This window comes from Jatrophihabitans sp., assembly GCF_036388195.1.
Taxonomy (GTDB): domain Bacteria; phylum Actinomycetota; class Actinomycetes; order Mycobacteriales; family Jatrophihabitantaceae; genus Jatrophihabitans_A.
Window position 1 is genome coordinate 1 of sequence record NZ_DASVSG010000041.1, and the last position, 25,037, is coordinate 25,037.

19 protein-coding genes are annotated in these 25,037 nt (G+C 71.5%); 11 read left to right on the top strand and 8 right to left on the bottom strand.

All coding sequences use genetic code 11. The features are described 5' to 3' along the window. The first annotated feature begins 141 nt into the window (after positions 1 to 141). Genes pilM through VF612_RS03585 form a run of 3 tightly spaced genes read left to right on the top strand, consistent with a single transcriptional unit; the run spans position 142 to position 2,620 of the window. Positions 142 to 1,221, top strand: coding sequence for a type IV pilus assembly protein PilM (gene pilM / locus VF612_RS03575; RefSeq protein ID WP_408658474.1), 1,080 nt, complete (start codon positions 142 to 144; stop codon positions 1,219 to 1,221). Continuing rightward, positions 1,218 to 1,919 carry a PilN domain-containing protein gene (locus VF612_RS03580; RefSeq protein ID WP_408658475.1) on the top strand — a complete coding sequence of 234 codons (702 nt, stop codon included), beginning with the start codon at positions 1,218 to 1,220 and terminating at the stop codon, positions 1,917 to 1,919. Before pilM ends, VF612_RS03580 begins: the two co-directional genes overlap by 4 nt. After that, positions 1,919 to 2,620 (top strand): hypothetical protein, encoded by a 702-nt coding sequence (locus tag VF612_RS03585; protein ID WP_408658476.1) that lies wholly within the window; start codon positions 1,919 to 1,921, stop codon positions 2,618 to 2,620. Before VF612_RS03580 ends, VF612_RS03585 begins: the two co-directional genes overlap by 1 nt. A 238-nt stretch (positions 2,621 to 2,858) precedes the next feature. On the opposite strand, the gene VF612_RS03590 is transcribed toward VF612_RS03585, so the two are convergent. Next, positions 2,859 to 7,874 (bottom strand): ExeM/NucH family extracellular endonuclease, encoded by a 5,016-nt coding sequence (locus VF612_RS03590; RefSeq protein ID WP_408658477.1) that lies wholly within the window; start codon positions 7,872 to 7,874, stop codon positions 2,859 to 2,861. 352 nt (positions 7,875 to 8,226) lie between these two features. Between VF612_RS03590 and VF612_RS03595 the strand changes: the two genes are divergently transcribed. The 4 genes from VF612_RS03595 to VF612_RS03610 all read left to right on the top strand — a co-directional run bounded on the left by VF612_RS03595 (position 8,227) and on the right by VF612_RS03610 (position 13,659). Next, complete coding sequence (locus VF612_RS03595; RefSeq protein ID WP_408658478.1) at positions 8,227 to 8,757, top strand: VOC family protein; 531 nt, start codon at positions 8,227 to 8,229, stop codon at positions 8,755 to 8,757. A 167-nt stretch (positions 8,758 to 8,924) separates the two neighbouring features. After that, the gene (locus VF612_RS03600) at positions 8,925 to 12,110 is read left to right on the top strand and encodes an FtsX-like permease family protein (protein WP_408658479.1); all 3,186 of its coding nucleotides are present in this window, start codon (positions 8,925 to 8,927) and stop codon (positions 12,108 to 12,110) included. Beyond that, complete coding sequence (locus tag VF612_RS03605; RefSeq protein ID WP_408658480.1) at positions 12,107 to 12,994, top strand: ABC transporter ATP-binding protein; 888 nt, start codon at positions 12,107 to 12,109, stop codon at positions 12,992 to 12,994. Before VF612_RS03600 ends, VF612_RS03605 begins: the two co-directional genes overlap by 4 nt. After that, complete coding sequence (locus tag VF612_RS03610) at positions 12,991 to 13,659, top strand: ABC transporter ATP-binding protein (protein WP_408658481.1); 669 nt, start codon at positions 12,991 to 12,993, stop codon at positions 13,657 to 13,659. Before VF612_RS03605 ends, VF612_RS03610 begins: the two co-directional genes overlap by 4 nt. Positions 13,660 to 13,684: 25 nt before the next feature. On the opposite strand, the gene VF612_RS03615 is transcribed toward VF612_RS03610, so the two are convergent. After that, the gene (locus VF612_RS03615; protein ID WP_408658482.1) at positions 13,685 to 14,554 is read right to left on the bottom strand and encodes an alpha/beta fold hydrolase; all 870 of its coding nucleotides are present in this window, start codon (positions 14,552 to 14,554) and stop codon (positions 13,685 to 13,687) included. Positions 14,555 to 14,634: 80 nt separating this feature from the next. On the opposite strand from VF612_RS03615, the gene VF612_RS03620 reads away from it, so the two are divergent. Both VF612_RS03620 and VF612_RS03625 read left to right on the top strand, forming a co-directional pair. Continuing rightward, the gene (locus VF612_RS03620; protein ID WP_408658483.1) at positions 14,635 to 15,168 is read left to right on the top strand and encodes an ATP-binding protein; all 534 of its coding nucleotides are present in this window, start codon (positions 14,635 to 14,637) and stop codon (positions 15,166 to 15,168) included. Between the two features lie 74 nt (positions 15,169 to 15,242). After that, on the top strand, positions 15,243 to 15,647 hold the full coding sequence (locus tag VF612_RS03625) for a RidA family protein (RefSeq protein WP_408658484.1): 405 nt from the start codon (positions 15,243 to 15,245) through the stop codon (positions 15,645 to 15,647). A 30-nt stretch (positions 15,648 to 15,677) separates the two neighbouring features. Here VF612_RS03625 and VF612_RS03630 read toward each other — a convergent pair whose 3' ends face one another. Together VF612_RS03630 and VF612_RS03635 are read right to left on the bottom strand one after the other, a co-directional pair. Beyond that, complete coding sequence (locus VF612_RS03630) at positions 15,678 to 16,760, bottom strand: spore photoproduct lyase family protein (protein WP_408658485.1); 1,083 nt, start codon at positions 16,758 to 16,760, stop codon at positions 15,678 to 15,680. Positions 16,761 to 16,835: 75 nt separating this feature from the next. Next, positions 16,836 to 17,900 (bottom strand): threonine aldolase family protein, encoded by a 1,065-nt coding sequence (locus VF612_RS03635; protein WP_408658486.1) that lies wholly within the window; start codon positions 17,898 to 17,900, stop codon positions 16,836 to 16,838. Positions 17,901 to 17,987: 87 nt separating this feature from the next. Here VF612_RS03635 and VF612_RS03640 point away from each other — a divergent pair, with 87 nt between their 5' ends. Then, positions 17,988 to 18,701 (top strand): class I SAM-dependent methyltransferase, encoded by a 714-nt coding sequence (locus VF612_RS03640; RefSeq protein WP_408658487.1) that lies wholly within the window; start codon positions 17,988 to 17,990, stop codon positions 18,699 to 18,701. A gap of 93 nt (positions 18,702 to 18,794) precedes the next feature. Continuing rightward, complete coding sequence (locus tag VF612_RS03645; protein WP_408658488.1) at positions 18,795 to 19,091, top strand: hypothetical protein; 297 nt, start codon at positions 18,795 to 18,797, stop codon at positions 19,089 to 19,091. A gap of 18 nt (positions 19,092 to 19,109) precedes the next feature. Here the strand turns inward: VF612_RS03645 and serS are convergent, their stop codons facing one another. Genes serS through VF612_RS03665 form a run of 4 tightly spaced genes read right to left on the bottom strand, consistent with a single transcriptional unit; the run spans position 19,110 to position 25,036 of the window. Then, a complete protein-coding gene (serS, locus tag VF612_RS03650; protein ID WP_408658489.1) occupies positions 19,110 to 20,348 on the bottom strand; it encodes a serine--tRNA ligase in 1,239 nt (412 codons plus the stop codon). A 37-nt stretch (positions 20,349 to 20,385) separates the two neighbouring features. Continuing rightward, a complete protein-coding gene (locus tag VF612_RS03655; RefSeq protein ID WP_408658490.1) occupies positions 20,386 to 21,219 on the bottom strand; it encodes an HAD family hydrolase in 834 nt (277 codons plus the stop codon). After that, entirely contained in the window at positions 21,216 to 23,972 is a 2,757-nt protein-coding gene (locus tag VF612_RS03660; protein ID WP_408658491.1) for a phosphoribosyltransferase, read from the bottom strand. The genes VF612_RS03655 and VF612_RS03660 overlap by 4 nt, the downstream gene beginning before the upstream one ends. After that, complete coding sequence (locus VF612_RS03665; protein WP_408658492.1) at positions 23,876 to 25,036, bottom strand: HpcH/HpaI aldolase/citrate lyase family protein; 1,161 nt, start codon at positions 25,034 to 25,036, stop codon at positions 23,876 to 23,878. The genes VF612_RS03660 and VF612_RS03665 overlap by 97 nt, the downstream gene beginning before the upstream one ends. Position 25,037: the final 1 nt, after the last annotated feature.

A 25,037-nucleotide genomic window follows, 5' to 3' on the forward strand; every position in this document is an offset into this window, starting at 1 on the left:
CGCTGCCGTTCGGACCGTTCATGCTCGCCGGCGCGGCGCTGGCGCTGTACCTCGCCCAGCCGATCCTCGACGGCTACCTCAGGCTCACCGGGCTCTGAGCCCGGCCCTCCCTTCACCCTCCGCTGCCCTCCAGGAGACCCGATGAAACACCGCCAGATCGTCAACCCCAAAATCGGCATCGTCAACCCTGACGGTCACGCGATCGGCGTCGACATCGGCGCGACCTCGGTACGCGCTGCGATCCTGTCGCACGGCACCACCGATGGCCGCCCGTCGGTGAGCGTGCACGGCTGCGGCCACGTCGAGCTGCCGCCCGGCGCCGTGCTCAACGGCGTCGTCTGCAACCAGCACATGGTGACCGGCGCGCTGCGGCAGCTGTGGTCGCAGAACCACTTCGAATGCCGCAACGTGATCCTCGGCATCACCAACCAGCAGACCGTGGTGCGTGACCTCCCCATGCCGAAGCTTCCTCATGACCAGCTGATGAAGGCGCTGCCCTACCAGGCCCGCGAGGTGGTGCCGCTGCCGCTGGACCAGGCGCTGATCGACTGGCTGCCCCTCGGTGAGGCCGACGCCACCGGCATGGTGCCGGGGCTGCTGATCGCAACGCCCCGGCATCCGGTGGTCGCCGCCGTGCAGGCCATCGAGAGCGCCGGGCTGCAGGTGGCCCGGGTCGACCTCTCCTCCTTCGCAGCGCTGCGGGCGATCGCTGATGAGCAGCAGGGCGTCGAAGCGATCATCGACATCGGCGCTCACATGACGAACATCATCATCCACCGCCACGGCGTGCCCCGGGTGGTTCGCGCGGTCGCACGCGGCGGCCAGGAGCTCACCGACCGGATCGTCGACCGGGTCGGTCTGGACCTGGAACAGGCTGAGTCGGCCAAGCGGCTGCAGGGCCTGCAGGCCACGAACCGGAACTTCATCGATGCGCTGAACGAGGGGATCCGGCCACTGCTGGCCGAGGTCCGGGGCTCCATCCACTACTTCGGCACGACCGAGGACAGCGTCCCGGTGGAGCGGCTGTCGCTCACCGGCGGTGGAGCGGCGCTGCCCGGCCTGGCCGCCCTGCTGGGCGAGCATCTGGGGATTCCGGCCAACGTGGTCGCTCCGATGCAGCACGTGCGCAACCGGCTGGCATCGAAAGAGCTTCGGAACGAGGACGCGGAGCGATCAGCCACCGCGGTGTCGGTAGGACTGGCGATGGGAGCCGCGGCATGACCACCATGCAGCCACGTGAGCTGTGGAGCACGATGCCGGGTTGGGGCATAGTCGCCAACCTCATTCCGCCCGAGGTGCTGCACGCCCGGCGAGTGCGCGCCGTCCGCAAGCTGGTGGCGTACGCGCTGTGCGTGCTGGTGCTGATGGCCGGCGTGGGTTACGGCCTTGCCTGGTACCGCAGCCAGCAGGCCGCCGATGCCTTGGCCGCCGAGCAGAGCCGGACGTCGCAGCTGCTGGCGCAGCAGAAGCGCTATGCCGACGTCACCCTGCTGCAGGGCAGCGTCGCCGGTGTCCGTACCGAGCTGTCCCAGCTGCTGGCCACCGACGTCGACATGCCGGTGCTGATGGCCGCGATCATCACCCGGCTGCCGGCCCGCGCCAGCATCAGCCAGCTGGCGGTGACCATGTCCGCGCCGGAGGGCGCGAAGGCCACGGCCGGCCAGGCCACCGGCAGCGGGACGCTGGACACCTCCGGCCGGCCGCACATCGGCCTGATCAGCATCACCGGTCAGGCAGCCCGGGTGTCTGATGTCTCGACCCTGGTCGACCGGCTCAGTGCCCTGCCGGGCTTCATCGATCCCTATCCGACGTCGAACACGACGAACGAAAAGGGCACCCTGTTCACGGTCCAGTTCTCCATCGACGACAGGCTGTTCTCCCACCGTTACGACGTCTCGTCCAAGACCGGAGGCAAGTGATGAGTGGCATGAAGGGCGATCGGGTGTGGCTGGCCGGCGGCGCCGTGGCCGGCGTGGTGATCTCGGCGCTGGCCTGGTTCATGGTGGTGAGCCCGGAGCTGTCCAACGCCTCCTCGCTCGACGAACAGACCGTCGCGTCGCAGACCCAGAACATCAGCCTGCAATCGAAGATCCATCGGCTGCAGGCCGACAACTCCAACATGGACGCCCTGGTCGCCTCGCTGCGCCAGGCCCGTACTGCCCTTCCGGTGACCACCGGCCTGGCTGAGTTCACCCGTCAGCTCAGCGCGTACGCCACCGAGTACGGGGTCGTCATCAGCGGCATCACCGCGGGTGACCCAGCGGCGCTGACCTCGGCCACGCCCGCTCCGGCTGCGGCTGGGGCTGCGGCTGCCGCGCCTGCCGCCGGTTCGGCCAGCAAGACCCCGCCGGCTGCCGGCGCCCCCAAGGCATCGCCGGCCGGGCAGCTGTACGCACTGCCGCTCACCGTGGTGGTCAAGGGATCGGCGGTCAACGACCTTCGGTTCCTGGCGGCCGTGCAGGGCCCGGGTCGGCGCGCCGCGCTGGTGTCGGGCACCCAGCTGACCGGTGACGCCTCCAAGCGGGGCATGCAGCTGACCATCCAGTTGCAGGTGTTCGTGGCGCCGCAGGCGCCCGGCGCGGTCGACGCGCTGATCCAGCGGCTGGCCAACACGAAATAGCGGCCAGCGCATCGCACGCACAGACAGCCCGGGACCAGCTGGTCCCGGGCTGTTCGTGCGCTGTCAGCTGCCCGATCGTTGGCCGCGGAGCAGGGTGGCTGCCGGCGAGTCGCCCTGCAAGCGGGCCATCGATCGCCCTGACCCGGCGCTCCGAAACCACCCGCACGACCCGCAGATACGAGAAGGGCCCGGCGGGGATGTCTCCTCGCCGGGCCCTTCCGCTGTAGCTAGCTGGGTGTTACTTCACATTCACCGTGAGGGTAGGGCTGGTCGAACCCAGGTGGTTGGCGGTGTCAGTCGGGGTGAACTGCGCCCGGACCTGTGCCTGCCCCTTCGCCGCCGGAGCGGTGAAGGAAGCCGTGCCACCTGCTCCCACCTGCGCCTGTCCGACGAGGACACCGTTGAGGTAGAAGGCCACCGTGCCCCCGGCCGGCGTGCCGGTGTTCAGCGAGACGGTCGCGGTCATCTGCACCTGGTACTTGGTGCTGCTGCCCTTCACCTTGCCACCCGTCGCGGTGAGGCCGGTCGTGGAGACCGCCTTGTTCACCGTGAACTGGACGGCCGCGGAGGTGGAGCCGACCACTCCGCGGGTAGCGGACGGCACGAACGTCGCGGTGATCTGCAACGTCCCGGCCGGGGTGGTCGCCGGCACCTGGTAGCTGGCCTTTCCGGCGGTCACCGGAACGGTCGCCAGCACCGTGCCACCGGCGGTCTCGAACCGCACCGAGCCACTGGGCGCGGTGTTGTCGCTCTGGGCGACGGTCGCCGTGAGTGTGGCCGGGGTGCTGGTGCCGTAGGTCTGCGACGGCGCCGAGGCGGCGAGCGTGGTCGTGGTGGTCACGAGCTCGTCGATCGTGATCGGCACCGTGGTCGTGGTGCCGGTCTGAGCTCCCTTCACCGTCAGGTTCTGCAGGCCGGACGGCAGTCCGGCCGGCAGGGTGAAGCTGACGGAGGCGGTCCCGTACTCGTCGGTGACCGCCGTGCCCAGCGCGTTGTTCACCGCGAACGTCCCCAGCTCGGTGGTTCCGAGGCTCACGATCACCGAGGTGTCCTTGAGGTCGGGCGCGGTGCTGAAGGCCAGCGACGACAGGTCGAAGCTGACCTGGTCGCCCGGGAGGTAGGACGCCGGGGCGCCGGCCGGGAACATCACACCGACGGAGCGCTGGGTGAAGTCCGGCGAGACCGGGGTGTGGGTGTCCATGTAGTCGACCATCGCCTGCAGGTCGGTCTGCCCGGTGTCCTTCTTGTTGACGCCCTGTGCGAACGCCCCGAAGTTGTCACCGCCGGAGGCCAGGAAGGAGTTCACCGTCACCGAGTAGCTGGCCGCCGGGTCGATCGCGGAGCCGTTGAGCCACATGGCGGTGATCCGGCTGCCGGCCGCCGCCCGCGGGTCGTAGGTGTAGGTGAATCCTTCGGAGATGCCCAGCCGCAGGAACGGCCGCGCCGCGCCCGCCGGCTGCCACTGCTGCTCCAGCGCCGCCTTGACCTGCGCGCCGGTCAGCTTCATGTTGACCAGCGTGTTGGCGAACGGCTGGACGTTGGCCGCCTGCTTGTAGGTCAGCGTGGTCGGGTACGTCGAGCTGCTGCCGACCATGTCCGCCCGCAGGCCGCCCGGGTTCATGAAGGCGATCTGCGCCGCACCGGTGGTCGCGCTTTCGGTAGCGGTCTGCTGCACCTCGGCGACCAGGTTGCCCAGGGTCGACTCGCCGCCCCGGTTCTCCGAGCCGGCAGAGGTCTTGGCGCGGTTGAACGGACCAGTGATCTCACCCAGCGGCTGGGCGCCGAGGACGGCGGCGTCAGCCACCGCCTTGTCGACGATCGCCTTGGTCGGAGCGTCGGTCGGGTAGGCCGGCGTCTTCACCAGCGGCAGGATGTTCTGCTGGAGCCCGGTGACCTCACCCTCGGAGTCCACCGTGAACAGCAGCTGGTTGAGGTTGTAGCCGTACTGACCGGCCGAAACCACCGGCCGCTGCGTGACGGCACGACCCTCGCTGACCCAGCCCGGAACCGTGATCGAGTGGTTGTAGGCAAGGTGGGTGTGGCCCGACACGATCGCGTCGACGTTGTCGTTCACGCCGGTGACGATCTTGCCGAAGTCGGTGGCCGGGTTGGTGGCCGAGGACAGCGCGGTGGTCTCGGCGCCCTCATGGACCAGCAGCACCACGATCTCGGCGCCCGCGGCCTTCAGCTCGTTGGCGTGCCGGTTGGCAGCCACCACCGGTGACTCGATCTCCAGGCCGGCGATCCCGGCCGGGGAGACAAGCTCGCTGAGGTGGTCGGTGACCGCGCCGACGAAGCCGACCTGGACACCGTCGAAGTCCTGGATCCAGGTCTCGGGCAGCGCCGCCGAGTGGTCGTCGGCATGCCGCACGTTCGCGCCCAGGTACTCCCATGCGGCGCCGCCGTGCGGGTTGGTCTCGGCGTTGTACGGAGCCATCACCCGGTTGATCAGGTCGTTGTAACCCTGGTCGAACTCGTGGTTGCCCACCGCCGAGACCTCAAGACCCGCCTCGTTCAGCGCGTCGATCGTCGGCTTGTCCTTGGAGATGAAGGACTCGAAGGTGGACGCGCCGATCAGGTCACCGGCAGCGGCGAACACCGTGTCGGGGTACTGGGTGCGCAACTGCTTCACCGCGCCGGCCAGCACAGCTGCCCCGGCCTCGACGCCCGATGCCTGGATGCGGCCGTGGAAGTCGTTGATGCCGAGCACCTGCACGGTCTTGACGGGCGAGCCCGCGGTGAGGCCCACGACCACCGGGTCGTGGTCGGAGGAACGGTAGGCGTCCGGGACGTGGAAGTCGGTGCCGTGGTAGTTCCAGCGGCTGTACTCCAGCGCCAGCGACTCACCGGCGTTGATGTTCCAGACGTCGGCGCCGGTCGTCCGCTTCAACGCGTTGGCGTTGACCAGGACGTGGTCCAGCGAGCCGGACAGCCCCGAGAAGGAGTAGGAGTACTCGCCGTGGCCGAAGTGCTGCTCGGCGTTGGTGTAGCCGGCCGCGGCCAGGACGTCGAGCGGGTCCTCCTTGGCGTAGGAATTGAAGTCACCGGCAAGCACGACAGCCTTGGCGCCGGTGGCCGGAAGCACGGTCGGGATCCAGTCACGCAGCGCGGTGGCCTGGCGGACCCGCGACTCGTTGGACGCGCCCTGCCCGTCACCGGTGTCGGCGTCACCCGGCCACGGACCGGCCGAGCCCTTGGACTTGAAGTGGTTGACGACGAACAGGAACTTCTCGCCGCCGGCCACCGGTGCGAAGACCTGGGCGATCGGCTCGCGGGCGTTGTCGAACGCGCCGCCGGCCGCGCTGGCCGTGCCGAGGGCACGGGCATCGCCGACCCGGCTGACCGCCGCCGGCTTGTAGATGATGGCGTTGGTGATGAAGTCCATCTGCGACACCGGCGGCAGCTCCGCCGAGGACGGGTTGGCAGCCCAGGTGCCCGCGCCGGCGTCGGCGTTCAGCGCGGCCACCAGGGTGTTGGTCGCCTCGTCGGCGGTCTCGCCCAGTCGGGCGGAGTTCTCGATCTCCATCAGGCCGACGACGTCGGCGTCCAGGGCGTTGATCGCCTCGACGATCTTGACCTGCTGACGGGCGAGGTCCTCGGAGTCCCAGGCGCCGCGCTGGTCGCAGCCGCCGTTGACCGTGGCGCCATCGCCGTCGCGGTCCTTGAACGAGGTGCAGCTGGCGTCGTCGGTGCCGAGGGTGGTGAAGTAGTTCAGCACGTTGAACGAGGCGATCTTCAGGTCGGCGTTGCCGATCACGGCCTCGTCGGGCGCCGCGGTGCGGGTGTTGACGAAGCTGGCCGGGGAGTTGCTGTTGGCCGGGCCGGTGACCGTGGTGGTGGGCTGGAACTTCCACGCGCTGTTACGCCAGTCGACGATGACGTCGCTGGTGAAGGTGACCGGCGCGCCCACCCGGACCGGGGCGGTCTGCGAGACGTAGGGCGGGGTCAGGGCGCCGTTGACCAGCACTCCGCCGCTGGTGGCCAGGAAGTTGGTGCTGGAGCCGTCGTCCAGGGTGACGGCGCGGGTCGCGTTGTCGGCCTCGACGGCGCTGGAGGCTGCCGGGCCGGGCTCTTCGACCTCGGTCCGCTGCATCAGCGGCTTGGTGCCCGAGGCCAGGCCGACCTCGCCGTACTGGTTGGTGGTGAAGGTGTTGGTGACGGTGTAGGCGCCGGTCGGGCGGTAGAGCATGCCCTCGAGCGACTCACGCGCGGCGTTGGTCTTGGGCCAGCTGGTCGTGGTGGCGGCGGTCACGCCCGCGGGCGGGTCGGCCAGGTCCGCCACGTCAGCGGCGGCGACGGTCAACTGGGTCATCCCGAAGAACTCGGCGACCCCGCCGGTGACCTGGACGTAGTTGCCGATCTCCACGGCCGCCGGGAAGGCGCCGGTGGACTGGAAGACGAAGATGCCGTCGGAGGTGGTGTCAGTGGCCGGGTCCACCGGCCCGCCGGTGCCCGGCGTCTGGATGTAGTAGCCCCGGAACCCACCGGTCGGGTAGGCCGCGGTGACGATGCCCTTGGTGGTGACGGTGGCGCCCACCAGCGGCGACTCGGCTCCCGGGCCCTGGATCTCGGCGATGGTCTTCTCGGTTGCCGTCGGCGGCGGCGGGGTGACCGTGGTGCAGGCGGTCCCGCAGGCCACCGGGCTCGGCGCGCCGGCGGTGAAGTCCGCGGCGTTGTTGGCGGTGTTGTCGTGGCTGGCGTTGCGCGAGACGGAGTTGGTGTTGCTCGGCGCGGGGGTGGGCCCGGTGCCGGCGAAGTCATTGGCCGTGGTGCCGAAGCCGACGAAGTCGACCACCGCGGCGTTGCCGTCGCAGTCGCTGCCACAGGTCAGCGCGGAGGTGCTGTTGACCAGCGCGACCTTGCCGGCCGTGCCGCCCATCGCGATGGTGCCGGTGACGTCGGAGGGGACGTCGGTGGTGCCGCCGGAGCCCTGGGCCTCGCGCACCACGTAGTGGGTGCCGGCCGGCAGCGTGCCGGTCAGCGCCGTGGTCGCCCACGAGGTGCCGGCCGCGGAGGCATACTGCACGGACCAACCCGCAAGATTCACCGACGAGGCGCTTCGGTTGTAGAGCTCGATGAAGTCCTGCTTGTAGGTGGCGCCGGCATTGCCGCCGCCGCCATAGACCTCGTTGATGACGACGGGAGCGCCAGCGCTCGCGCCGGCCCAGGCCGCGGTGGGTACCGCCAGCCACGCCCCGGCGACCAGCGCCGAGGTGGTGAGTCCACTGATCAAAGCCTTATTGCCTGCGCGCATGCACTGTCTCCGGGATAAGGACAAGAGAGGACGGCACTGGCAAGGTGGCGAGTGCCGGGATTTGTTGGATACCGGGACGGTAATGGACCTGCCCCGCTTCGTATACCCCTGGGAAACGCAAGAATCCCGCAAGTTATCGAAAGTCCTGCGAGCCGGTGGGCGTTTGGGGAGCTTTCACCGAATTATCGGGGCCGGCATCCCCCAATAGTTCCCATGTCTTCAGGTTTCGCGTCGCTCTCCCTGCATTTATGAGTTCCGTCACAATAAATTCACGAAATTCAAACACGGAATGATTGAACGCTCAACTTGGTTGGGATAGCATCATCGAAGACAGCCCATCCAGGAGGCAGCCATGTCAGTTTTCCGGTTGAACCACGCCGTGCTCTACGTCCGGGACGTCGCCGCCAGCGTGGCGTTCTACCGCGACGTATTCGGCTTCGACTACATCGCCAACGGCGACGGCATCCCGGGCGCTGCGTTCCTGCGGGCGCCGGGCTCGACCAACGACCACGATCTGGGGCTCTTCCAGCTCGGCAGCCAGGCCGGCGCGTCCGCTGCCGGCCGCAGCACCGTCGGGCTGTACCACCTGGCCTGGGAGGTCGACACCCTCGGTGACCTGGAGGACCTGGCCGGCAAGCTGGCCGCGGCCGGCGCCCTGGTCGGCGCCTCCGATCACGGCACCACCAAGTCGCTGTACGGCCGGGACCCCGACGGCCTGGAGTTCGAGGTGGTCTGGCTGATCCCGGCCGACCAGCTGACCGAGGCGGACCGCAACCGGGCGGCGACGATCCGGCCGCTGGACCTGGCGGCAGAGATCACCCGGTTCGGCCGGGACGCCCGTGGCGGCTTCGGCGTCTCCCGCGCCGCGGTTGCCGCTCGCTAGCGGCCGTCCCGCGTCGCGCCCGGGACTCCGATTGGCATCAGTCGGATAACTACCCGGCAGGACCGGCCACCGGCTCGTACGGCAAGGGTGTGTGATGGCACCGGACGGCCCGTCCCGGCATCGCCCGCCCGCTGGCGGGCCGTGCCGGGCGGCGACGACAGGGCTCCGTGACCGGCCGGCTCGCCAGCGGTCGCTGGGCCCGGCCGGTGAGGAAGGCGACGCCCATCAGCAGTTTCGGCAGCGGTCGGCTGGCCCTGCTCCTGCGTGCCCTGTGGTGGCGCCGGGGCCTGTCGGCGGCGACCCTGCTGGTGGCCGCGATCACCATCGGCGCCGGCTCGCTCGGCCCGCTCTACGCCCGGGCCGCCGACGAATCGACGCTGCACGACCGGCTGACCGAGTCGGCCAGCGCCGCCGCGCTGCACTTCACCTTCACCCGCGACATCGCCACCGACGGCGACCTTGCCGCGGCTGCGGCGCTCGGCCCGAAGCCGGGCAGCATCAAGGCCTATCCCAGCACGGTGGTAGCCGCGGTGCTCGGAATCCGGGCCTCCACGCCGGCTCAGGTGGCCATCGGCGACATCGGCCCCATCACCCGGCTGATCTGGCGCGAGAACGCCTGCGCGCATTTCGTGCTCACCCGGGGCCGGTGCCCCACCAAGCCCGGCGAGGCGCTGGCCAGCGAGCGAACCCTGCAGGACGAGTACTACGGCTGGAAGCTGGGCACCCGGCTGGCGCTGTCGGGTCTGCCGCAGGTCATCGGGGTCGACGACGGGTCCGATCAGCCCGACGTCGCGGTCACCGTGGTGGGCTCCTACCGGCTGCGCAGCGCCAGCGACCCGTACTGGCAGGGCCGCAGCTACTTCAACGCCCACCTCGGCCAGGGGGACGGCCCCAACACCGTCGACGGGTTGTTCGTCCACCGGTCGGAGCTGTCGACGCTGCTCCCCAGCCGGCTGGAGGTGCAGGTCGATTACCCGATCGCCCCGGACCAGGTCCGGTCATCCGGCGTCGCGGCCCTCAAGGCGGACCTGACCACGCTCGCCCAGCTGCGCTCCGAACCCGGCGCGGGAGACGACTTCAGCACCGACGTCCTGGGGGTGCTGGCCGCGGCCCAGGCCGAGCAGCGGCTGATCGACCTGTCCACCCTGCTGGTATCGCTGCAGCTGGCGGTGCTGGCCTGGCTGGTGCTGTTCCAGGTGATCGCTGACGCGGTCGAGGCCAAGGGCTCGGAGATCGCGCTGGCGAAGCTGCGCGGGCTCGGACCGGCGGCCACGCTCCGGTTCGGGCTGGCCGAGCCGATGCTGCTGGTGGCGATGGCCGTGCCGTTGGGGCTGCTCGGCGGCTGGCTGGCGGTGCGGGTCTTCGCGGCGACCGTGCTGGCCCCTGGCACCCCGGTCAGCTTCACCCGGGGCACCGCGGTCGCGGTGGCGGCGGCGCTGGCGGGCAGCCTGGCCGCCGCGGCCGCCGCCAGCCGCCGGACCCTGCGCCGGCCGGTGCTCGAGCAGTGGCGGCGGACGCCCGGCCACCGGCCGAGCGCGCTGATGCTGGTCCTGGACATCCTGCTGGCCGCTGTCGCGATCGTCGGACTGGTGCTGCTGCAGCGGGCCGGACGGGACGGCACGCCGCGCCCGGCGACCCTGCTGGCGCCGGCGCTGCTGGTGTTCGCCGTGGCCCTGCTGGGCATCCGGCTGCTGCCGCTGGCGCTGCGCCCGCTGCTGCCGATGACCCGTGGCTCCGGCCGGATCGGACTGTTCCTGGCGGCGCGGCAGGTGGTGCGCCGGCCGGCCGGGCTGCGGCTGGCGGCGCTGCTGGCGGTCGCGGTGGGCCTGGCCACCTTCGCGATCGCCGGCGAGGGGGTGGCCGGCCACAACCGCGAGCTCCGGGCGCGGGTCGAGGTGGGCGCCCACTCGGTGGCCCCGGTGCAGTTCGAGCCGCTGCACGACCCGGTCCTGGCGACCCGGCAGGCCGATCCGGAGGGCCGGTGGGCGATGGCCACCGCGTCCTGGCTGCCCGACGGCGGCGGGTCGGTCACCGGCCGGCTGCTGGCGGTGGACGCCGGCCGGCTGGCCGCGGTGGCCTACTCCGGCGGCTCCACCCCGGCGCCGGCCGAGGCAGCCGCGGCGCTGCGGCCGGCCAACCTGCCGGCCCCGTTGCAGGTCCGCGCTGAGCGGCTGCGGGTGAGCATCGAGGCCACCCGGTTGAGCCCCGGCAACCGGCCGGTCGTGCTGCTCAACCTGCGGGCGCCCAACCGGCCGCCGATCAACGCCCGGGCCGGCGTGCTGGCGCTGGGCGCGCGCCAGTACACCGCGGCGGTCGGCTGTTCGGACGGGTGCACGCTGACCGGCATCACCTGGGACCGCCCGATCGACACCTTCGGGCCGTTGACCGGCACGGTGCGGGTGAGCCGGCTGGAGTTCTTCGCCGACGGCCGCTGGCAACCGCTGGACGCCGGCTTCGGCGCCGACGGGAACTGGCGTGAGCGGTCCAGCCAGCTGGGGAACTCCGAGGACACCCTCAGCGTCACCGAGGGCGGCCTGCAGGACACCTACAGCAGCCAGGGCGGCGGCTCGGCCGGCATCACCCATGCCGACAGCCCGCGGCCGCTGCCAGTGCTGGCCTCCCCCGGCGGCCTCGTTCCCGGCGCCGCCGGCCAGTCGAACCTGCGGATGTCGGACCAGACCGGCACGGTCGCGCCGTTCCACGTGGTGGCCAGCCCGCCGGTGCTGCCGTCGGTGTTGGACACCGGCGTCCTGGTGGACCTGCCCGCGCTGCGCGCGCAGCTGCCGGCCTTCGACACCGAGGCCAGCTGGTCGATCTGGCTCGGGCCGCAGGCGCCGCCGGACGCGATCAGCCGGCTGCGGGCCGCCGGGCTGGTCGTGGAGGCCGGCGCCAGCACCGCCGGGCGGATCAGCGAGCTAGGCCGGCAGGGGCCGGCGCTGGCGCTGCGGCTGCTGGTGGTCTGCGCCATCGCAGGCTCGATCCTGGCGGTGGGCGGCACGGCCATCGCGATCGCCTCGACGGGGCGCCGCCGGACCTTCGAGCTGGCCTCGCTGCGCGCCGTCGGGATCAAGCGCCGGACGCTGCTGGGCGCCTGCATCTCCGAACAGCTGCTGCTGCTGGGAGCCGCCCTGCTGCTGGGGGTGCCGGCCGGTTACCTGGCCGCACGCTGGGCGATGCCCTCGATCCCGCAGTTCGCCGATCGCACCCCGGTCGCGCTCAACTTCCTGCCGCCGGTGTCCGGCGTCGCGCTGTTCGCGCTGATCTTCCTGCTGTTGCTGGGCATCACCGCGGTGCTGGCCGGCCGGGCGCTGATGCAGGCCGCGGCGCCGTCCCGGCTGCGGGAGGCAGAATGACCGGGCGCGTCCTGCAGACCGGCCTCGCGATCCACTGCGAGCACCTCAGCCACTACTACGAGCTGGACGGCGAAGAGGTCACCGCCCTGGACAACGTCGAGTTCAGCGTGGCCGCTGGAGAGTCGGTCGCCCTGCTCGGGCCGTCCGGATCGGGCAAGTCGACCCTGCTGAGCCTGCTGGCGGGCCTGCTGCGGCCCAGCTCCGGCCAGATCTACCTGGGCGCCGACGACATCACCGTGATGAGCGAGTCCGAGCTGCTGCGGCTGCGCGGCCAGCGGATCGGCGTGGTGGTGCAGAACCCGTCGCGCAACCTGTTGCCCTACGGCACCGCCGAGCAGAACATCAGCTTCGCCCAGCGCGCCCTGCGCGGCTACCGGCGGGTCGACCTGCAGGCGCCGGCCGAGCTGCTGGCGGCCCTGGGGTTGTCGGAGCTGAGTGGCCAGCGGGTGTCGCGGCTGTCCGGTGGCGAGCAGCAGCGGCTGTCGGTCGCGGTGGCGATGGCCGGCTCCCCCGGGCTGCTGCTGGCCGACGAGCCGACCTCGCAGCTCGACACCGCCAACCGCGACAAGGTCGGGGAGCTGCTGGCGCGGATCACGTCGAGCTTCGGCACCACGGTGGTGGTGGTGACCCATGACCCGGCGGTCGCGGCGGCGATGGGGCGCAGCGTCACCATCACCGAGGGACGGGCCGATGACCGCGATCAGCAGCGGCAGCAGTTCGTCCAGGTCGACGCCGGCGGCGCCGTGCAGTTGCCACCGGACGTGCTGGCCACCCTGCCACCCGGTTCCCAGCTACGGGTGGTGCGCAAGCACGCGGGTGTGGAGTTCGTGGTGGTGGCTGGCGCCGACCGCTCCGAGCCCGAGCGCTTCGGCGGCTACCGATGACCGCCCGGCATTCAGCACGCGAGCTGCCGCCGACCCTGGTCGCCGACCGGGTGGGCTACCGACGAGCCGGGCGGGCGGTGCTCGACGACGTCTCGGTCAGCGCCTATCCCTACGAGGTGCTGGCCATCACCGGGCCGTCCGGCAGCGGAAAGTCCAGCCTGCTGGCGCTGCTGGCCGGGCTCGAACCCCCCGACAGCGGAACGGTGTCCAGGACCGGCGCCCAGCTCGCCGGCACCGTTCCGGAGGGCTACGGGCTGGTGCTGCAGGGCTACGGCCTGGTCAGCGTACTCAGCGCCGCGGAGAACGTCGAGATCGTGCTGCAGGGACAGGGCTTGGACCGCAACGACATTCTCGATCGCGCCGAGGACGTGCTGACCGTCCTCGGCCTGGACGAGGTCGCCGACCACCTGGTCGAGCAGCTGTCCGGCGGCCAGCAGCAACGGGTCGCGATCGCCCGGGCGTTGGTGATCGAGCCGGCGGTACTGCTGGCCGACGAGCTCACCGCCGAACTCGATCACGCCTCCCGGGAGCGGGTGCTGGATCGGGTTTTCGCCTTGGCCGACAAGGGATCCACCGTGGTCATCTGCACCCATGACCCCGAGGTGGCGGCTCGCTGCCACCGCCAGATCGAGCTGACCAACGGCCGGCTCACCAGCAGCCGCTAGCCGGGTTGTCCTTGCGTGGCGGGGCTTATCCCGCCAACTCGGCAAGCAGCGCCGGCATCTGACTCAGCATCGACAGGTGCCCCTCGGTCGCGAACAGGTGCGCCTGGGCGTTGGGCACCGCGGCGGCCAGCCACTGGCCGTGCTCGAAGGGAACCATCCGGTCCTGCCGGCCCTGCCAGATGTCGACCGGCACGCTGATCTTATTGAGGTCGAATCCCCAGTCTTGAACGAAGGCAAGGTCGTCGTCGCGCCAGCCGGCGATGCCGCTGGACACCGCGCGGCGCAGCGCCGCCGCCATCTCCTCGGCGAACTCCCCGGTCAGCGCGGCGCGGTCCACCGGTGACAGCACGCTGGCCATCGCCTCGGTGACCCCCTCGCCGGTCACCGTAGCCAACTCTGCCGCGAACGATTCCAGCAGCGGGTCCAGCTCGGCAGGGCCGGCCAGGGCGGCGCCGAACTCTTCGAGATTGCCCTCACCCATGCCGGTGAACCAGTCGATGCCGGGCGCCGGGTAGGGCGCCACACCGGCCAGCACCGCGACCGCCCGGCACCGTTCGGGCAGCAGCGCGCCGGCCGCCAGGGCGTGCGGGCCGCCGCCGGACCAGCCGAGCGTCACGAACTCCTGCGCCCCGACCGCGTCGAGGACGACCTCGATATCGGCAACCGCATCGGCCACGCTGCGGCCCGGACGGGGCGTGGACTGGCCGTAGCCGGGCCGGGAGTAGCTGACCGTGCGCAGCCCCAGCTCCGCGGCGGGCTCGACGATGGCACGGAAGGCCGCTCCGGAATTCGGGGTGCCGGGCTGGAACAGCAACGTCCGGCCGTCGGGCGGGCCACTGACCAGGTACTCCAGCACCGCGCCGTCGGCGGTCGTCACAGTCTCGAAGGTCGCCACCGGATCATCCTAGGGCGGCTCCGCAGGCCCCCGGCGCGGTCGCCGTCGGCATCGCTGCGCTGTCAGGCGACAATGGCGTCGTGAGCGAGCTGATCGTGGTGGCCGGGCCACCCGGGGCCGGCAAGTCCACCGTGGCGCGCATCCTGGCCGACGGCTTCCCCCGCAGCGCGCTGGTGGTCGGGGACGACTTCTTCGCCTTCGTCCGGCAGGGTTACATCGACCCCTGGCTGGACGAGGCCGACCAGCAGAACGACGTGGTGATCCAGGCGGCTGCGGCAGCGACCGGCCGGCTGGTCACCGGCGGCTATCAGGTCGTCTACGACGGGGTGATCGGCCCGTGGTTCTCCCCGACGTTCCTGGCGGCGACGGGGCTCGACGAGATGCACTATGCCGTGTTGCTGCCGTCGCTGGACTGCTGCCTGGCGCGGGTCACCGAACGGACCGGCCACGGTTTCACCGACCTCGCGGCGACCGAGCAGGTGCACCGGATGTTCGCCGGGGCCGGGATCGCCGAGCGGCATCTTTTCACCGACGACAGCGACGATCCGGCTGCCACCGCGGCCCGGGCCCGAGCCCGGATCAGTGAGGGGTCGCTGGTCTACCGGCCGGCGTGACAGCGCGGGATGCCAGCTGGCGGATCGATGCCTGCGCTACCTGGTCCAGTCGCCGGTGCTGCGATACTGCGCCCATGAGCGGGCCCAGCAGCGAACGTCAGACGGTGTCCTCAGGGGCGGTCTGGGAGCCGGTCGTCGGCTACTCACGCGCCGTCCGGGTCGGGTCCTGGGTGTCGGTGGCCGGCACCACGGCCGCGCTACCGGGTGGCGGCGCGGTCGGCGGCGACGACATCGCCGAGCAGACCCGCGAGGCGATCCGCCGCATCGAGGCCGCGCTGCGCGAGGCCGGCGCGAGCCTGGAACACGTGGTGCGAACCCGGATGTTCGTCACCGACATCAGCCGCTGGGACGAGGTCGGCCGGGCGCACGGTGAATTCTTCGCCGACATCCGGCCGGCCTCCTCGATGCTGGGGATCACGGCGCTGATCGAGCCCGAGCTGCTCGTCGAGGTCGAGGCGGACGCCGTCATCCCTGACTGACCCAGCCGCTCCAGGGGAGCCGCTCGAAGGTTAGAAGGCGTACCGGATGCCCAGCCAGGGCGTCTCGGCGGCAATCAGCTCCCGCAGCTGCCGAACCCCGTCGGCCTTGATGTTGTTGCGGTACCGGACGTTCAAGCCGCCGCTTTCGGACCGCTTGGCCTGCTGCAGCTCCGGGCGCCACAGGACGTCCTCGGCCTTGGCATGCCAGCCCAGGTTGACCTCGTGCAGCTGCCGGTTGTGGGTCAACAGGATCACCTCGGCGGCCGCCTGCGCCTTGAACGCCTCGCCGGCGCCGTCGCTGACCTGGCGCAGCAGCTCGGCCCAGTCCGCCTGCCACCCGTCGCGCAGCACCACCGGTGAGAAGTTCAGGTGCACCTCGTAACCGGCCGCGACGAAGTCGTCGATGGCGGCGATCCGGTCGGCGATCGGGCTGGTGCGGATGTCCAGCAGCCGCGAATCGGCTTCGGGCATCAGGGAGAACCGGATCCGGGTGCGTCCCTGCGGGTCGAGGTCGAGCAGCTCGCGGTTGACGTGCTTGGTCGCGAACGATGCCTTGGCGCCCGGCTGCCCCCGGAACGCGGCGATCAGGTCGGCGACGTTGTCGCTGACCAGCGCGTCGACCGAGCAGTCACCGTTCTCGCCGATGTCATACACCCAGGCCAGCGGATCGCACTGGTTCGGCTCGGTCTTCGGGCCCTGCCGGGCGATGTGCCGGATGAGGTAGCCGATGATCTTGTCGATATTGGTGAACACCGTGATGGGATTGGCGTAACCCTTGCGGCGCGGGACGTAGCAGTAGGCGCATGCCATCGCGCAGCCGTTGGCCAGCGACGGGGCGATCCAGTCCGCGGACCGGCCGTTCGGGCGGGCCGTCAGTGACTTCTTGACGCCCATCACCAGGTCCTCGGTCTTGACCCTGACCCAGCGCTCGACATTGCCGGCGTTGCCGTGCAACTCCTCGATCTTCCAGTGCGAGTCGACCTCGATGATCTCGGCGGCGGGAAACCGGTCGAGCACCTGGCGGCCTCGCGGGCTGATCAGCGCGTCGGGCTCGGCCCAGATGCGGCGCACCTGGAGCAGTTGCCGAGCGGTGTCCAGAGCTTCAGCGGTCATGCTTCGTTCTTACCGGCCGGCACTGACAGCCAGCTCGCCGGAACGCCCGGTATTGCCGACGATGCGCTGTCTGTCTCAGGCGATCAGCGCGGCCAAGGTGTCAGCAATCACAGCTGGGGACAGCCGGCAGGTGGCCCGTCCGACGCCCAGCTCGCAGCGCACCACCTTCGGGTCTCCGGTCGGATCCGGCTTCGCCCAGGTCCAGACGCCCGCTTCCTCGGCCAGCCGCCGGGCGTTGTCGGCGAACCGGTCTGCTGGAACGTCGAACAGCAGGTGCATCATCGGCGCCTGCGGCGGATCGGGCACGATCCGTATCCCGTCGATGCCGGCCAGCTCGGCGGCGATCGCCTGGGCATGCCGGAACCTGGCCGGCATCTCGGCCAGCCGTTCGGGCAGCAGCGTCAGCGCCGACGCCGCGGCCGGCCAGAGGCCGAACAGGGTGCCACCGAGGCGCTGGCGCCACTCGCGCACCTGCCCGACATCGGTGGCCGAGCCCGCGACGCAGCAGCCCGGCAACGCCCCGATGCCCTTGTAGAACGAGACATACACGGTGTCGAACAAGGCCGCGATCTCAGCCGGCGCACGGTCGTAACCCGCCGAAGCCTCCCACAGCCGGGCGCCGTCCAGATGCACGGCGGCGCCCCGGTCGCGAGCCCAGCCGGTTTGCGCGGCAAGCTCCTCCCAGCTCGGCAGCTGGCCCCCGAGATCCCGCTGCGGCAGCTCCAGCAGCAGCGCCGCGACCGGTTCGGCCACCCCGTCCAGGTCAGCGAGGGTCACCAGCCGGTCCAGCTCCCCCACCGGACGGCCGACCAGCTGATGCAGCCGGGCATGGGCCTGTCCCTCGTGGTTCTCCAGGTGACAGGCCGGGTGCCAGAGCATGGTGCGGCTGGTTCGCCGGTCGGCGTGCACCCGCAGCGTCGCGCCCTGTGCCATCGTGCCGCTGGGCAGGAACACCGCGGCCGGCTTGCCGAGCAGGTCGGCCACGTACCGCTCGAGGTCGGCGACGACACCGCCCTCGCCGTAGTTGTCGATCGACACGTCCGCGCCGATGCTGGCCAGCAGGTCCGCCGGGCGCACCAGCCCATCGCCGTTGACGAACTCCGAACACGCGGCCCGCCGGGCCCTGGCCTGCTCATCCACCCCGCCAGTCTCCACGATGACCGGCTGGGGATCACCGCTGGCCCAGAGGCCGGATGGCCGGGATCTGGATGTCCTAGCCTTCACCTCATGGACGAGGCGAGCAGGCCGGTCACCCGGTGGGCGGAGTTGGCCGGGCGAGCATCGGGAGCTGACTATGCCGCCCGGTTCGCCAGGCTGGCGGCCAGCGGGCAGGACGTGCACGGCGAGGCCAACTTCTGCGCCGCCCTGCTTGCCGCCCCGGCTGTGCTTGCCGCCCCGGCTGTGCTTGCCGCCCCGGCTGAGGTGCTCGACGCCGGCTGCGGCACCGGCCGGGTCGCGATCCGGCTCGCCGACCTCGGCTACCGCGTCGTCGGGGTCGATGTGGACACCTCGATGCTGGCCGAAGCGCGCCGGGCCAGGCCGGACCTGCCGTGGCTGACCGCCGATCTCGCCGCGCTGCCGGGCCCGGGCCGGCTCTTCGAGCTGGCCGGATTCGAGCCCGCGCCTCTCGCGGGCTTCGACCTGGTCGTGGCGGCCGGCAATGTGATCCCGCTGCTGGCCCCGGGCACCCTGGCTGCCACGGTGCAGCGGCTGGCCGCGGTGCTGGCGCCCGGCGGGCTGCTGGTCGCCGGGTTCGGCCTCGATCCGGCGCACCTGCCGACCGGCTGCCCGGCGACCTCGGCGGCGGACTACCTGGCCGCGTGCGCCGAAGCCGACCTGATCGAAGAGCGACGACACGGCGGCTGGGACGGCTCGGAGGAGTCCCTCGGCTACCTGGTCAGCGTGCACCGCAGGCCTCTCCCGCACCCGACGAAGCCTTGACATCATTTTCAGCTCGGGCGTACCTTTCCGGCTCCGACCAGAGCCGGATCGGACGCACCGATCGGACAGCCGTGTCGGGTGGAGGAGATCACCATGGGCGTGCGTAGATCGATGCGGGTGGCGGCGGCCGGCCTCGGGGCGGTGGCAGTCGTGGCGCTGATGCCGGGCGGCACTGCCTACGCGGTATCAGCAGGCCAGCTCTGCAACGTCAACCAGAACACCTGGGTCCGCTACACCGAGGGCGGCAGCGTGATGTACACCATCCCAGCCGGCGGCGGCTTCCGGGTCGACCACCTGAACTGGCAGCAGACCTGGGTCTACGGGCACGGCAACAGCAAGCCCGACGGGTGGATCCCGAACGACGGGCGGCTCTACAACTGCCACTACTGAGCCAGGCAGCGCCGACCACTAGCTGGGCGGGCGCAGCACCTCGCGTCCGCCCAGGTAGGGCCGCAGCGCCTCCGGCACGGTGACCGAGCCGTCCTCGAGCTGGTTGTTCTCCAGCAGCGCGGCGATGTGCCGGTCGCAGAAACCAGTCGCCGAGATCGTGTACGGATGCACCATCTTGCCGTCGATCCGGGTCCGGATGCCGGCCCGGCGGGTCTGGTAGTCGGTCAGGTTGGTGTTCGAGGTCAGCTCCCGGTACGTGCCGGTCGCCGGGAACCACGCCTCGACGTCGTACTTGAAGAACCCTGGAGCGGCCACGTCGCCCGAGCTGCAGATGATCGTCTGGCTGGGCACGTTCAGCGCGTCGACGAAGGCGACCTCGTTGTCCAGCATCTGCAGGTGCAGCGCCTCGACCTCGTCCGGCGCGCAGAACAGGAACTGCTCCAGCTTGTAGAACTGGTGCACCCGCATCATGCCCCGGACGTCGCGCCCGTGGCTGCCGGCCTCGGTGCGGAAGCACATCGAATCGCCCAGGTACTTCAGCGGCAGCTCCGGCAGCACCTCGTCGGCGTGCATGGCCAGCAACGCCTGCTCCGACGTGCCGGTCAGCGACAGCTCCGAGTCGGCGATGCCGAAGTTGTCCGACTGCGCGAACGGCAGGTATCCCGAGGCGTAGAAGGAGAATCGCTTCGCCAGCACCGGCGGTGACACCAGCTCGAAGCCCTGGCCCTCGACCATGTCGAGATAGAGCTGGAACATCGCCAGCCGCAGCCGGACGCCATCGCCCTTGAGCACGTAGAACCGCGAGCCGGACAGCTTCGCGGCCCGCTCGGTATCCAGGATGCCCAGTCCCAGGGCGATCTCGTCGTGCGGACGGTAGGTCCGGTCAGTCGCCGGCAGGTTCGCCGCGCGGATGACCTTGTTGTCCGACTCGTCGCCGGCAGGCACCCGGTCATCGAGATAGTTGGGCAGCCAGGACGCCTTGGCAGCCAGCTCCTCGCGGGCCTGCCGCAGCCGGGTCTCCAGCTCGGTCTGCTGGTCGCGCAGCTCCCGGGCCTCGGCCCGCAGCGCCTCGTCCCTGGCCGCGCGCCGGGTCAGCTCCTTGCTCTGCACCCGCAGCTGCTCGTACTCCTGGGTCAGCTGGGTGACGACCTGCTGGGCCTTGAGCACCCCCTCGACGTCGACCGATTCGGCTCCGCGCTTGACCAGTGAGCGGCGGTACTCATCCGGGTCGACGGCCAGCTTCTTCAGGTCGATCATTGCGGTGGTCTCTCCTGGCGATCGCGGGGCGGTGTGCTCAGCTTATCGCCGTGTCCCGCGCCACCGCCCAGCGGCCGAACTCGCCGGCCCGGGCAGCGAGCCACTCCACGATCTCCTGGCCGGCCAACACCCCGGCCGCCCGGGTGCGCTCCACCTGCGGCGCCGACCAGCCGCTGGCGAACAGCTCACCGTGCGCCGGGTGGATGCCCCGGTCGGCGTAGCACAACAGGTCGCGGTCCAGCAGCGAGTCCCCCGCCGCCAGCACCAGCTCCGCGTCCACCCGGTTGGCCACCTCGCGGACCGCCGCGGTCTTGGTGAGCCCGCGTGGCGTCCAGTAGAGCTTGCGGCCCTGCGCCGAGACCAGCCAGCCCCGTCCGGCGGCCCACTGCGCGGCCTCGTCGACGAAGCCGTCCGGCGCGCCGGCCTCGCCGAGCACGGCGTAACAGAACAGCCCGGCCTCGCGGACCTGCCGCGTCCAGGCAGGCGAGCAAGCCTGTCTGACGTATGCCAGGATATCGGACAGATCTGCCGAGTCGGCGACCGCCGCCACGACCCTGGCCTGCCAGCTCCGATCCGCGACGCCGTCCACCAGCAGCACGCCGCCGTTGGCCGCCACCGCGAACCGGCTGGGCGGCCCGGGCAGCCGCACCCGGGCCAGCTGATCGGGTAGCCGGGTGGTCACCGGAGTCAGCACCGTGCGGTCGGCGAGCGTGGCTGTCAGCCGGGCAGCGGCCGCCGTCATGAAACCGACCTGCTCGTCGCCGCGCCGCTCGACACAGGTCAACGGCGGCAGGACGTCCCCGGTGAGCGCCAGCGCGGCCCGGGAGTACACCAGGGTCCGGTCCAGGTCGGTCGCGATCAGGATGCTCATGGGCGCGCCCGGCTTGCCAGGTCAGCCCTCGTCCGTCCGGCGGTGGCGCGGTGGAACCCGGGATGGATCAGGCCGACGCAGCTGAAGGCCAGCCCCTCGACGGGCTCCACCGGCACTCCACGCTGGCGCGCCAGCAGCAGGACGTGGTGCAGCCGGCCGGCGTCCTCGGCCCGGATCAGGATCTTCCAGGGCACCCGGCGCAACAGCACCCGGGTGGTCTCGCCGACGCCTGGCTTGATGAGGTTCTCGTTCTCGATCCCGTACTGCTCGCTGAGCCGGCGCACGCTCTGCCAGCCGGCCCAGGTCGGCCGCCGGTCGGAGTCACGCAGCACCGGCCAGTCCCGCGCCACCGCTGCGGCCACCGCCGGGAACTGCGCGGTGATCGCATCGATGAAGTCCCCTGAGACATCGGCGCCGGCGAGCTCGGCATAGAACTTGGCGCCGTGGTACTGGCCCGGCCCGATCAGGTCGGCGTTGAGCACCGTGCGCGACACCAGCCCCGACACCGTGGAGTTCAGGCAGGCCGACGGGATCAGGTAGTCCTCCCGGGTGCCGTAGATCGGCACGCAGCTGCCCGGATCGGCGAGCACCGCGAGCTCTGCGGAGAAGCCGCCGCCGCCCGGCCACCAGGCCCGGTTCACCCCGGCCACCGCGTCCGCCAGCTCGCGGGTGATGGCGCCCTTTCCGGTCCACCCGTCGACGAACATCACCTGGGCCGGGTCATGATGGCGGGCCAGGTAGGCCAGCGCCAGCTCGTCGATTCCTCTGCCCCGGACGATGGAAACGCTGTAGTGGGGCAGCTCCGTGCCGTGCGCGAAGCGCGCCCAGCGGCGCATCAGGACTCCGACCGGGGTGCCGGCTCGGGCCAGTGAGGCCAGCACCACGCCGGGCCCGCGCCGGTCCAGCACCAGCTCGGTGACCACGCCGACGGCGTGCGCCAGCCGGTTCGCCGAATCGACCAGCGCGTCGGTGAACAGCTGCCGGTACTCCGCGCTTGGCTGGTACTCCTGCGGCAGCGACTCGGCATAGTGCGCGTCGCCGGACTGGATCGCCTCCTCGCGCTCCTCGGTCGGCGCTTCGAGCGCGATCCCGGACAGGTCGGTGAGCAGCCAGGACACATCGGCGGCCGGGTAGCTGCCGAAGGCCGGGCCGGTCAGCGGATCCGGCAGCCGCTGGCCGGCGAGCGGGGCGACGGCCTGCCGGCGCGCGGCGGGTTGGTACGCGGGCAGCCGGACGATCTGCAGGTGGTCGGTGACCGAGGCCAGCTGCCCGACCAGGCCGGCTTCGCCGTGGTGGCCGCTCAGGTCGGTGTCGGTGACCAGGACGATGTCGCTGAACCGCTCCTCAGGGGCCAGTCCCGCGACGTTGTAGACGAAGCGGGGAGCCGCGTCGGGATCGGCGGGCTCGGCGGGCTCGTCAGTGCTGGGGAAGCTGAGCCGGTTGCGGATCGCGTACCCCGGATCGTCCACCGCGACGACCGGTGAGCGGGTGGTGCTGGAGTACCGGACGGTCGCCACCGGTGCCAGCGCACCGGCCAGGTCGGCGGCGATCCGCAGCGGCGCGTACATCAGCTCCTCGCAACCCAGCACCAGCACCCGCCGCGGGTCGTCGGGGCGCTCGCGGGGCTGGTCACGCAACCGGCCGGCCAGCTCCTGCGCGAGCTGCGCGCTCGCCCGCTCGAAGCCGGCCTGCGAGCCGGCCGGAAACCCGTGCCGGCCGCTCTCGGCGAGCTCGGCCGGGGCGGCCATCACCGGACTCACCCGCGCCCGGCGTCGAGAACGGGAGGCCTCCTCCGGCTGCCGAGCCGCCAACTGCTGCCCCACCGCCAGCGCGTCCGCGGGCACTCTCAGCTGCCCGGACGCCAGCGCTGCCACCTCGATCTCGACGCCCAACCGCTGGGCAGCGTCGCGCAGCCGGTCCCGGTCGGCGGCCGAGCGCAGATCGACCAGCGCGGCGATCAGGTACCGCTGCCGCGGCCAGCTCCGGTGCAGCGCCTGGATGGTGTTGAGCGCCGTCTGCCCGGTCGACAGCTCGTCATCGACGAGCACCAACGCCCCCGGCCGGGCCAGCAGCGCGGGATCGGCCGGCAGCAGCAGGTGCCGGGTGGCGTGGCTGTGCTCCTCGTCGAAGGCGGCCACCGGCTGGCGCCCGGCCACTCCGCGCCGGGTGGACTGCAGGTAGCCGGCGGCCAGCGACTCGGCGACACAATGGCCGAGGGCGGTCGCGGTCTCGGCGTACCCGAGCACCAGCGCGCCGGCCGCCGGCTGGCTGGCAGCGCGATGCCGGTCGCACAGCTCGATCAGGCGCCGGGAGTCCTCGGCCGGATCGGCGGCGGTGAGCGCCGACCGCAGCAGGCTGCCGCCCACGGCGCCGATGTCGCTGGCCTGGCCGGCAAGCCGATCGGCTGCCAGGGCGCCGAGCAGCCGGCCGGCGCCGTACACCAGCCGCGGATCGGCCGGCAGGTGCTTGCCCAGCACCGTCGACACCAGCAGGTGGGCCCGTCGGGGGTTGCGGCGCAGGGCCATGCCCACCAGGTCCGGCACCGTCAGCGGCGAACCGGATTCCTGCGGCTCGGACTCGATCGCGACGCCGAGGGCGCCGGCGACCCAGTCCCCCGGCCAGGGCGCCGGACGGGCCTGGGCGTTCTGGGCGGGAGTCACTGATGCAGCCCCGCGCCGAGCAGGTCGACGAAGGAGATGTCGGCATTGGCGACGCCGAAGACGGCGGCGCGCAGCACGGTGCGCCGCGCCCATGCCGAGTGCGGCTTCGACTCGTTCATCTTGTTGCCGTACGCCGAGGAGGACACCCCGCCCCCGGACCGGGTGCCGAGCACGTCGCGGGCGTCGCAGTACTCCTCGTGGGTCACCACCGACAGCGCGTGCACGGCGGCCACGTGGCTGGGGTGGATGACGGTCTTGCCGGTCAGGCCGTTCGCCTTGTCCAGCGCCACCTCGCGGATCAGGCCGTCGAGGTCGCGGGCGATCAGCTCGGCCCGCAGCGCCCGTTCGGAATGCTCGATGAACGGCGCTTCCCGAAGCTGCGGCTTGAACATCCGCTCGGTCCCGGAGAAGTACTCCCAGACCGCGCCGGTGACGGCGAATCCGGTGTCGTCGGCACGGCCGAAGATGTTGACCACGTCGGCGATCACGTCGGCCACCACCCGCACGTCGTAGATGGTCAGGTCCCGGGAGCGGCGCAGGCCGAAGGACGAGCTCAGATCGGTGGCGCCGATCCGGACGGCCACCACATGGTCGCGGTACTTGTTCAGCAGCTGGCGGATCTGCAGCAGCACCTCGGTCCGGGACTCGGTGAAGATCACCGACGGCGCCTCCAGCACCGGCATCGCGAGCAGCCGGCGGCCGACCGCGGCGCTGGCCTCGTGGATGGCGTCCAGGAACGGCGCGCCGTTCTCGTCGGTGAACTTCGGCAGCACGAACCCGGTCAGGATCGGTGCCCGCTCGCCCAGACCGGCCACGATCATCGGGATCTGGCTTGCCGACCGGACCCGGATGAACACCAGCGGCCGCTGCGCTCCGGACTCGGCGTAGGCCCGCAACTGCGCGATCACGTTCTGCTCCGCCGCGGCCACTGCCTCGTCCGGGATCGAGTCCTCCAGGCAGATCACCGTGCTCAGCACGCCCTGGTCGAACCGCTTGGCGAGGTCTGCCACCAGGGACGGACGGGTGGCCGGGCTGTAGAGGGTGGCACCGAGGGCCATTCCCAGCACGTCCAGGTCGTCGTTGGCGCTGAACGGCTGCGGCGGCCGGAAGAACAGCCGCTGCCGGTCGGCATCGGACAGGAAGTCGAAATGACGCATA

Excerpts from the sequence above, each read along its gene's own strand:
- VF612_RS03595 (WP_408658478.1), top strand. The coding sequence starts at position 8,227 with ATGTCAGTTTTCCGGTTGAACCACGCCGTGCTCTACGTCCGGGACGTC.
- serS (WP_408658489.1), bottom strand. The coding sequence starts at position 20,348 with ATGATCGACCTGAAGAAGCTGGCCGTCGACCCGGATGAGTACCGCCGC.
- VF612_RS03625 (WP_408658484.1), top strand. The coding sequence starts at position 15,243 with ATGAGCGGGCCCAGCAGCGAACGTCAGACGGTGTCCTCAGGGGCGGTC.
- VF612_RS03630 (WP_408658485.1), bottom strand. The coding sequence starts at position 16,760 with ATGACCGCTGAAGCTCTGGACACCGCTCGGCAACTGCTCCAGGTGCGC.
- VF612_RS03580 (WP_408658475.1), top strand. The coding sequence starts at position 1,218 with ATGACCACCATGCAGCCACGTGAGCTGTGGAGCACGATGCCGGGTTGG.
- VF612_RS03605 (WP_408658480.1), top strand. The coding sequence starts at position 12,107 with ATGACCGGGCGCGTCCTGCAGACCGGCCTCGCGATCCACTGCGAGCAC.
- VF612_RS03660 (WP_408658491.1), bottom strand. The coding sequence starts at position 23,972 with ATGGGCGCGGCGCACCGTGCTGCGCGCCGCCGTCTTCGGCGTCGCCAA.
- VF612_RS03640 (WP_408658487.1), top strand. The coding sequence starts at position 17,988 with ATGGACGAGGCGAGCAGGCCGGTCACCCGGTGGGCGGAGTTGGCCGGG.
- VF612_RS03645 (WP_408658488.1), top strand. The coding sequence starts at position 18,795 with ATGGGCGTGCGTAGATCGATGCGGGTGGCGGCGGCCGGCCTCGGGGCG.
- VF612_RS03655 (WP_408658490.1), bottom strand. The coding sequence starts at position 21,219 with ATGAGCATCCTGATCGCGACCGACCTGGACCGGACCCTGGTGTACTCC.
- pilM (WP_408658474.1), top strand. The coding sequence starts at position 142 with ATGAAACACCGCCAGATCGTCAACCCCAAAATCGGCATCGTCAACCCT.
- VF612_RS03590 (WP_408658477.1), bottom strand. The coding sequence starts at position 7,874 with ATGCGCGCAGGCAATAAGGCTTTGATCAGTGGACTCACCACCTCGGCG.
- VF612_RS03610 (WP_408658481.1), top strand. The coding sequence starts at position 12,991 with ATGACCGCCCGGCATTCAGCACGCGAGCTGCCGCCGACCCTGGTCGCC.
- VF612_RS03665 (WP_408658492.1), bottom strand. The coding sequence starts at position 25,036 with ATGCGTCATTTCGACTTCCTGTCCGATGCCGACCGGCAGCGGCTGTTC.
- VF612_RS03585 (WP_408658476.1), top strand. The coding sequence starts at position 1,919 with ATGAGTGGCATGAAGGGCGATCGGGTGTGGCTGGCCGGCGGCGCCGTG.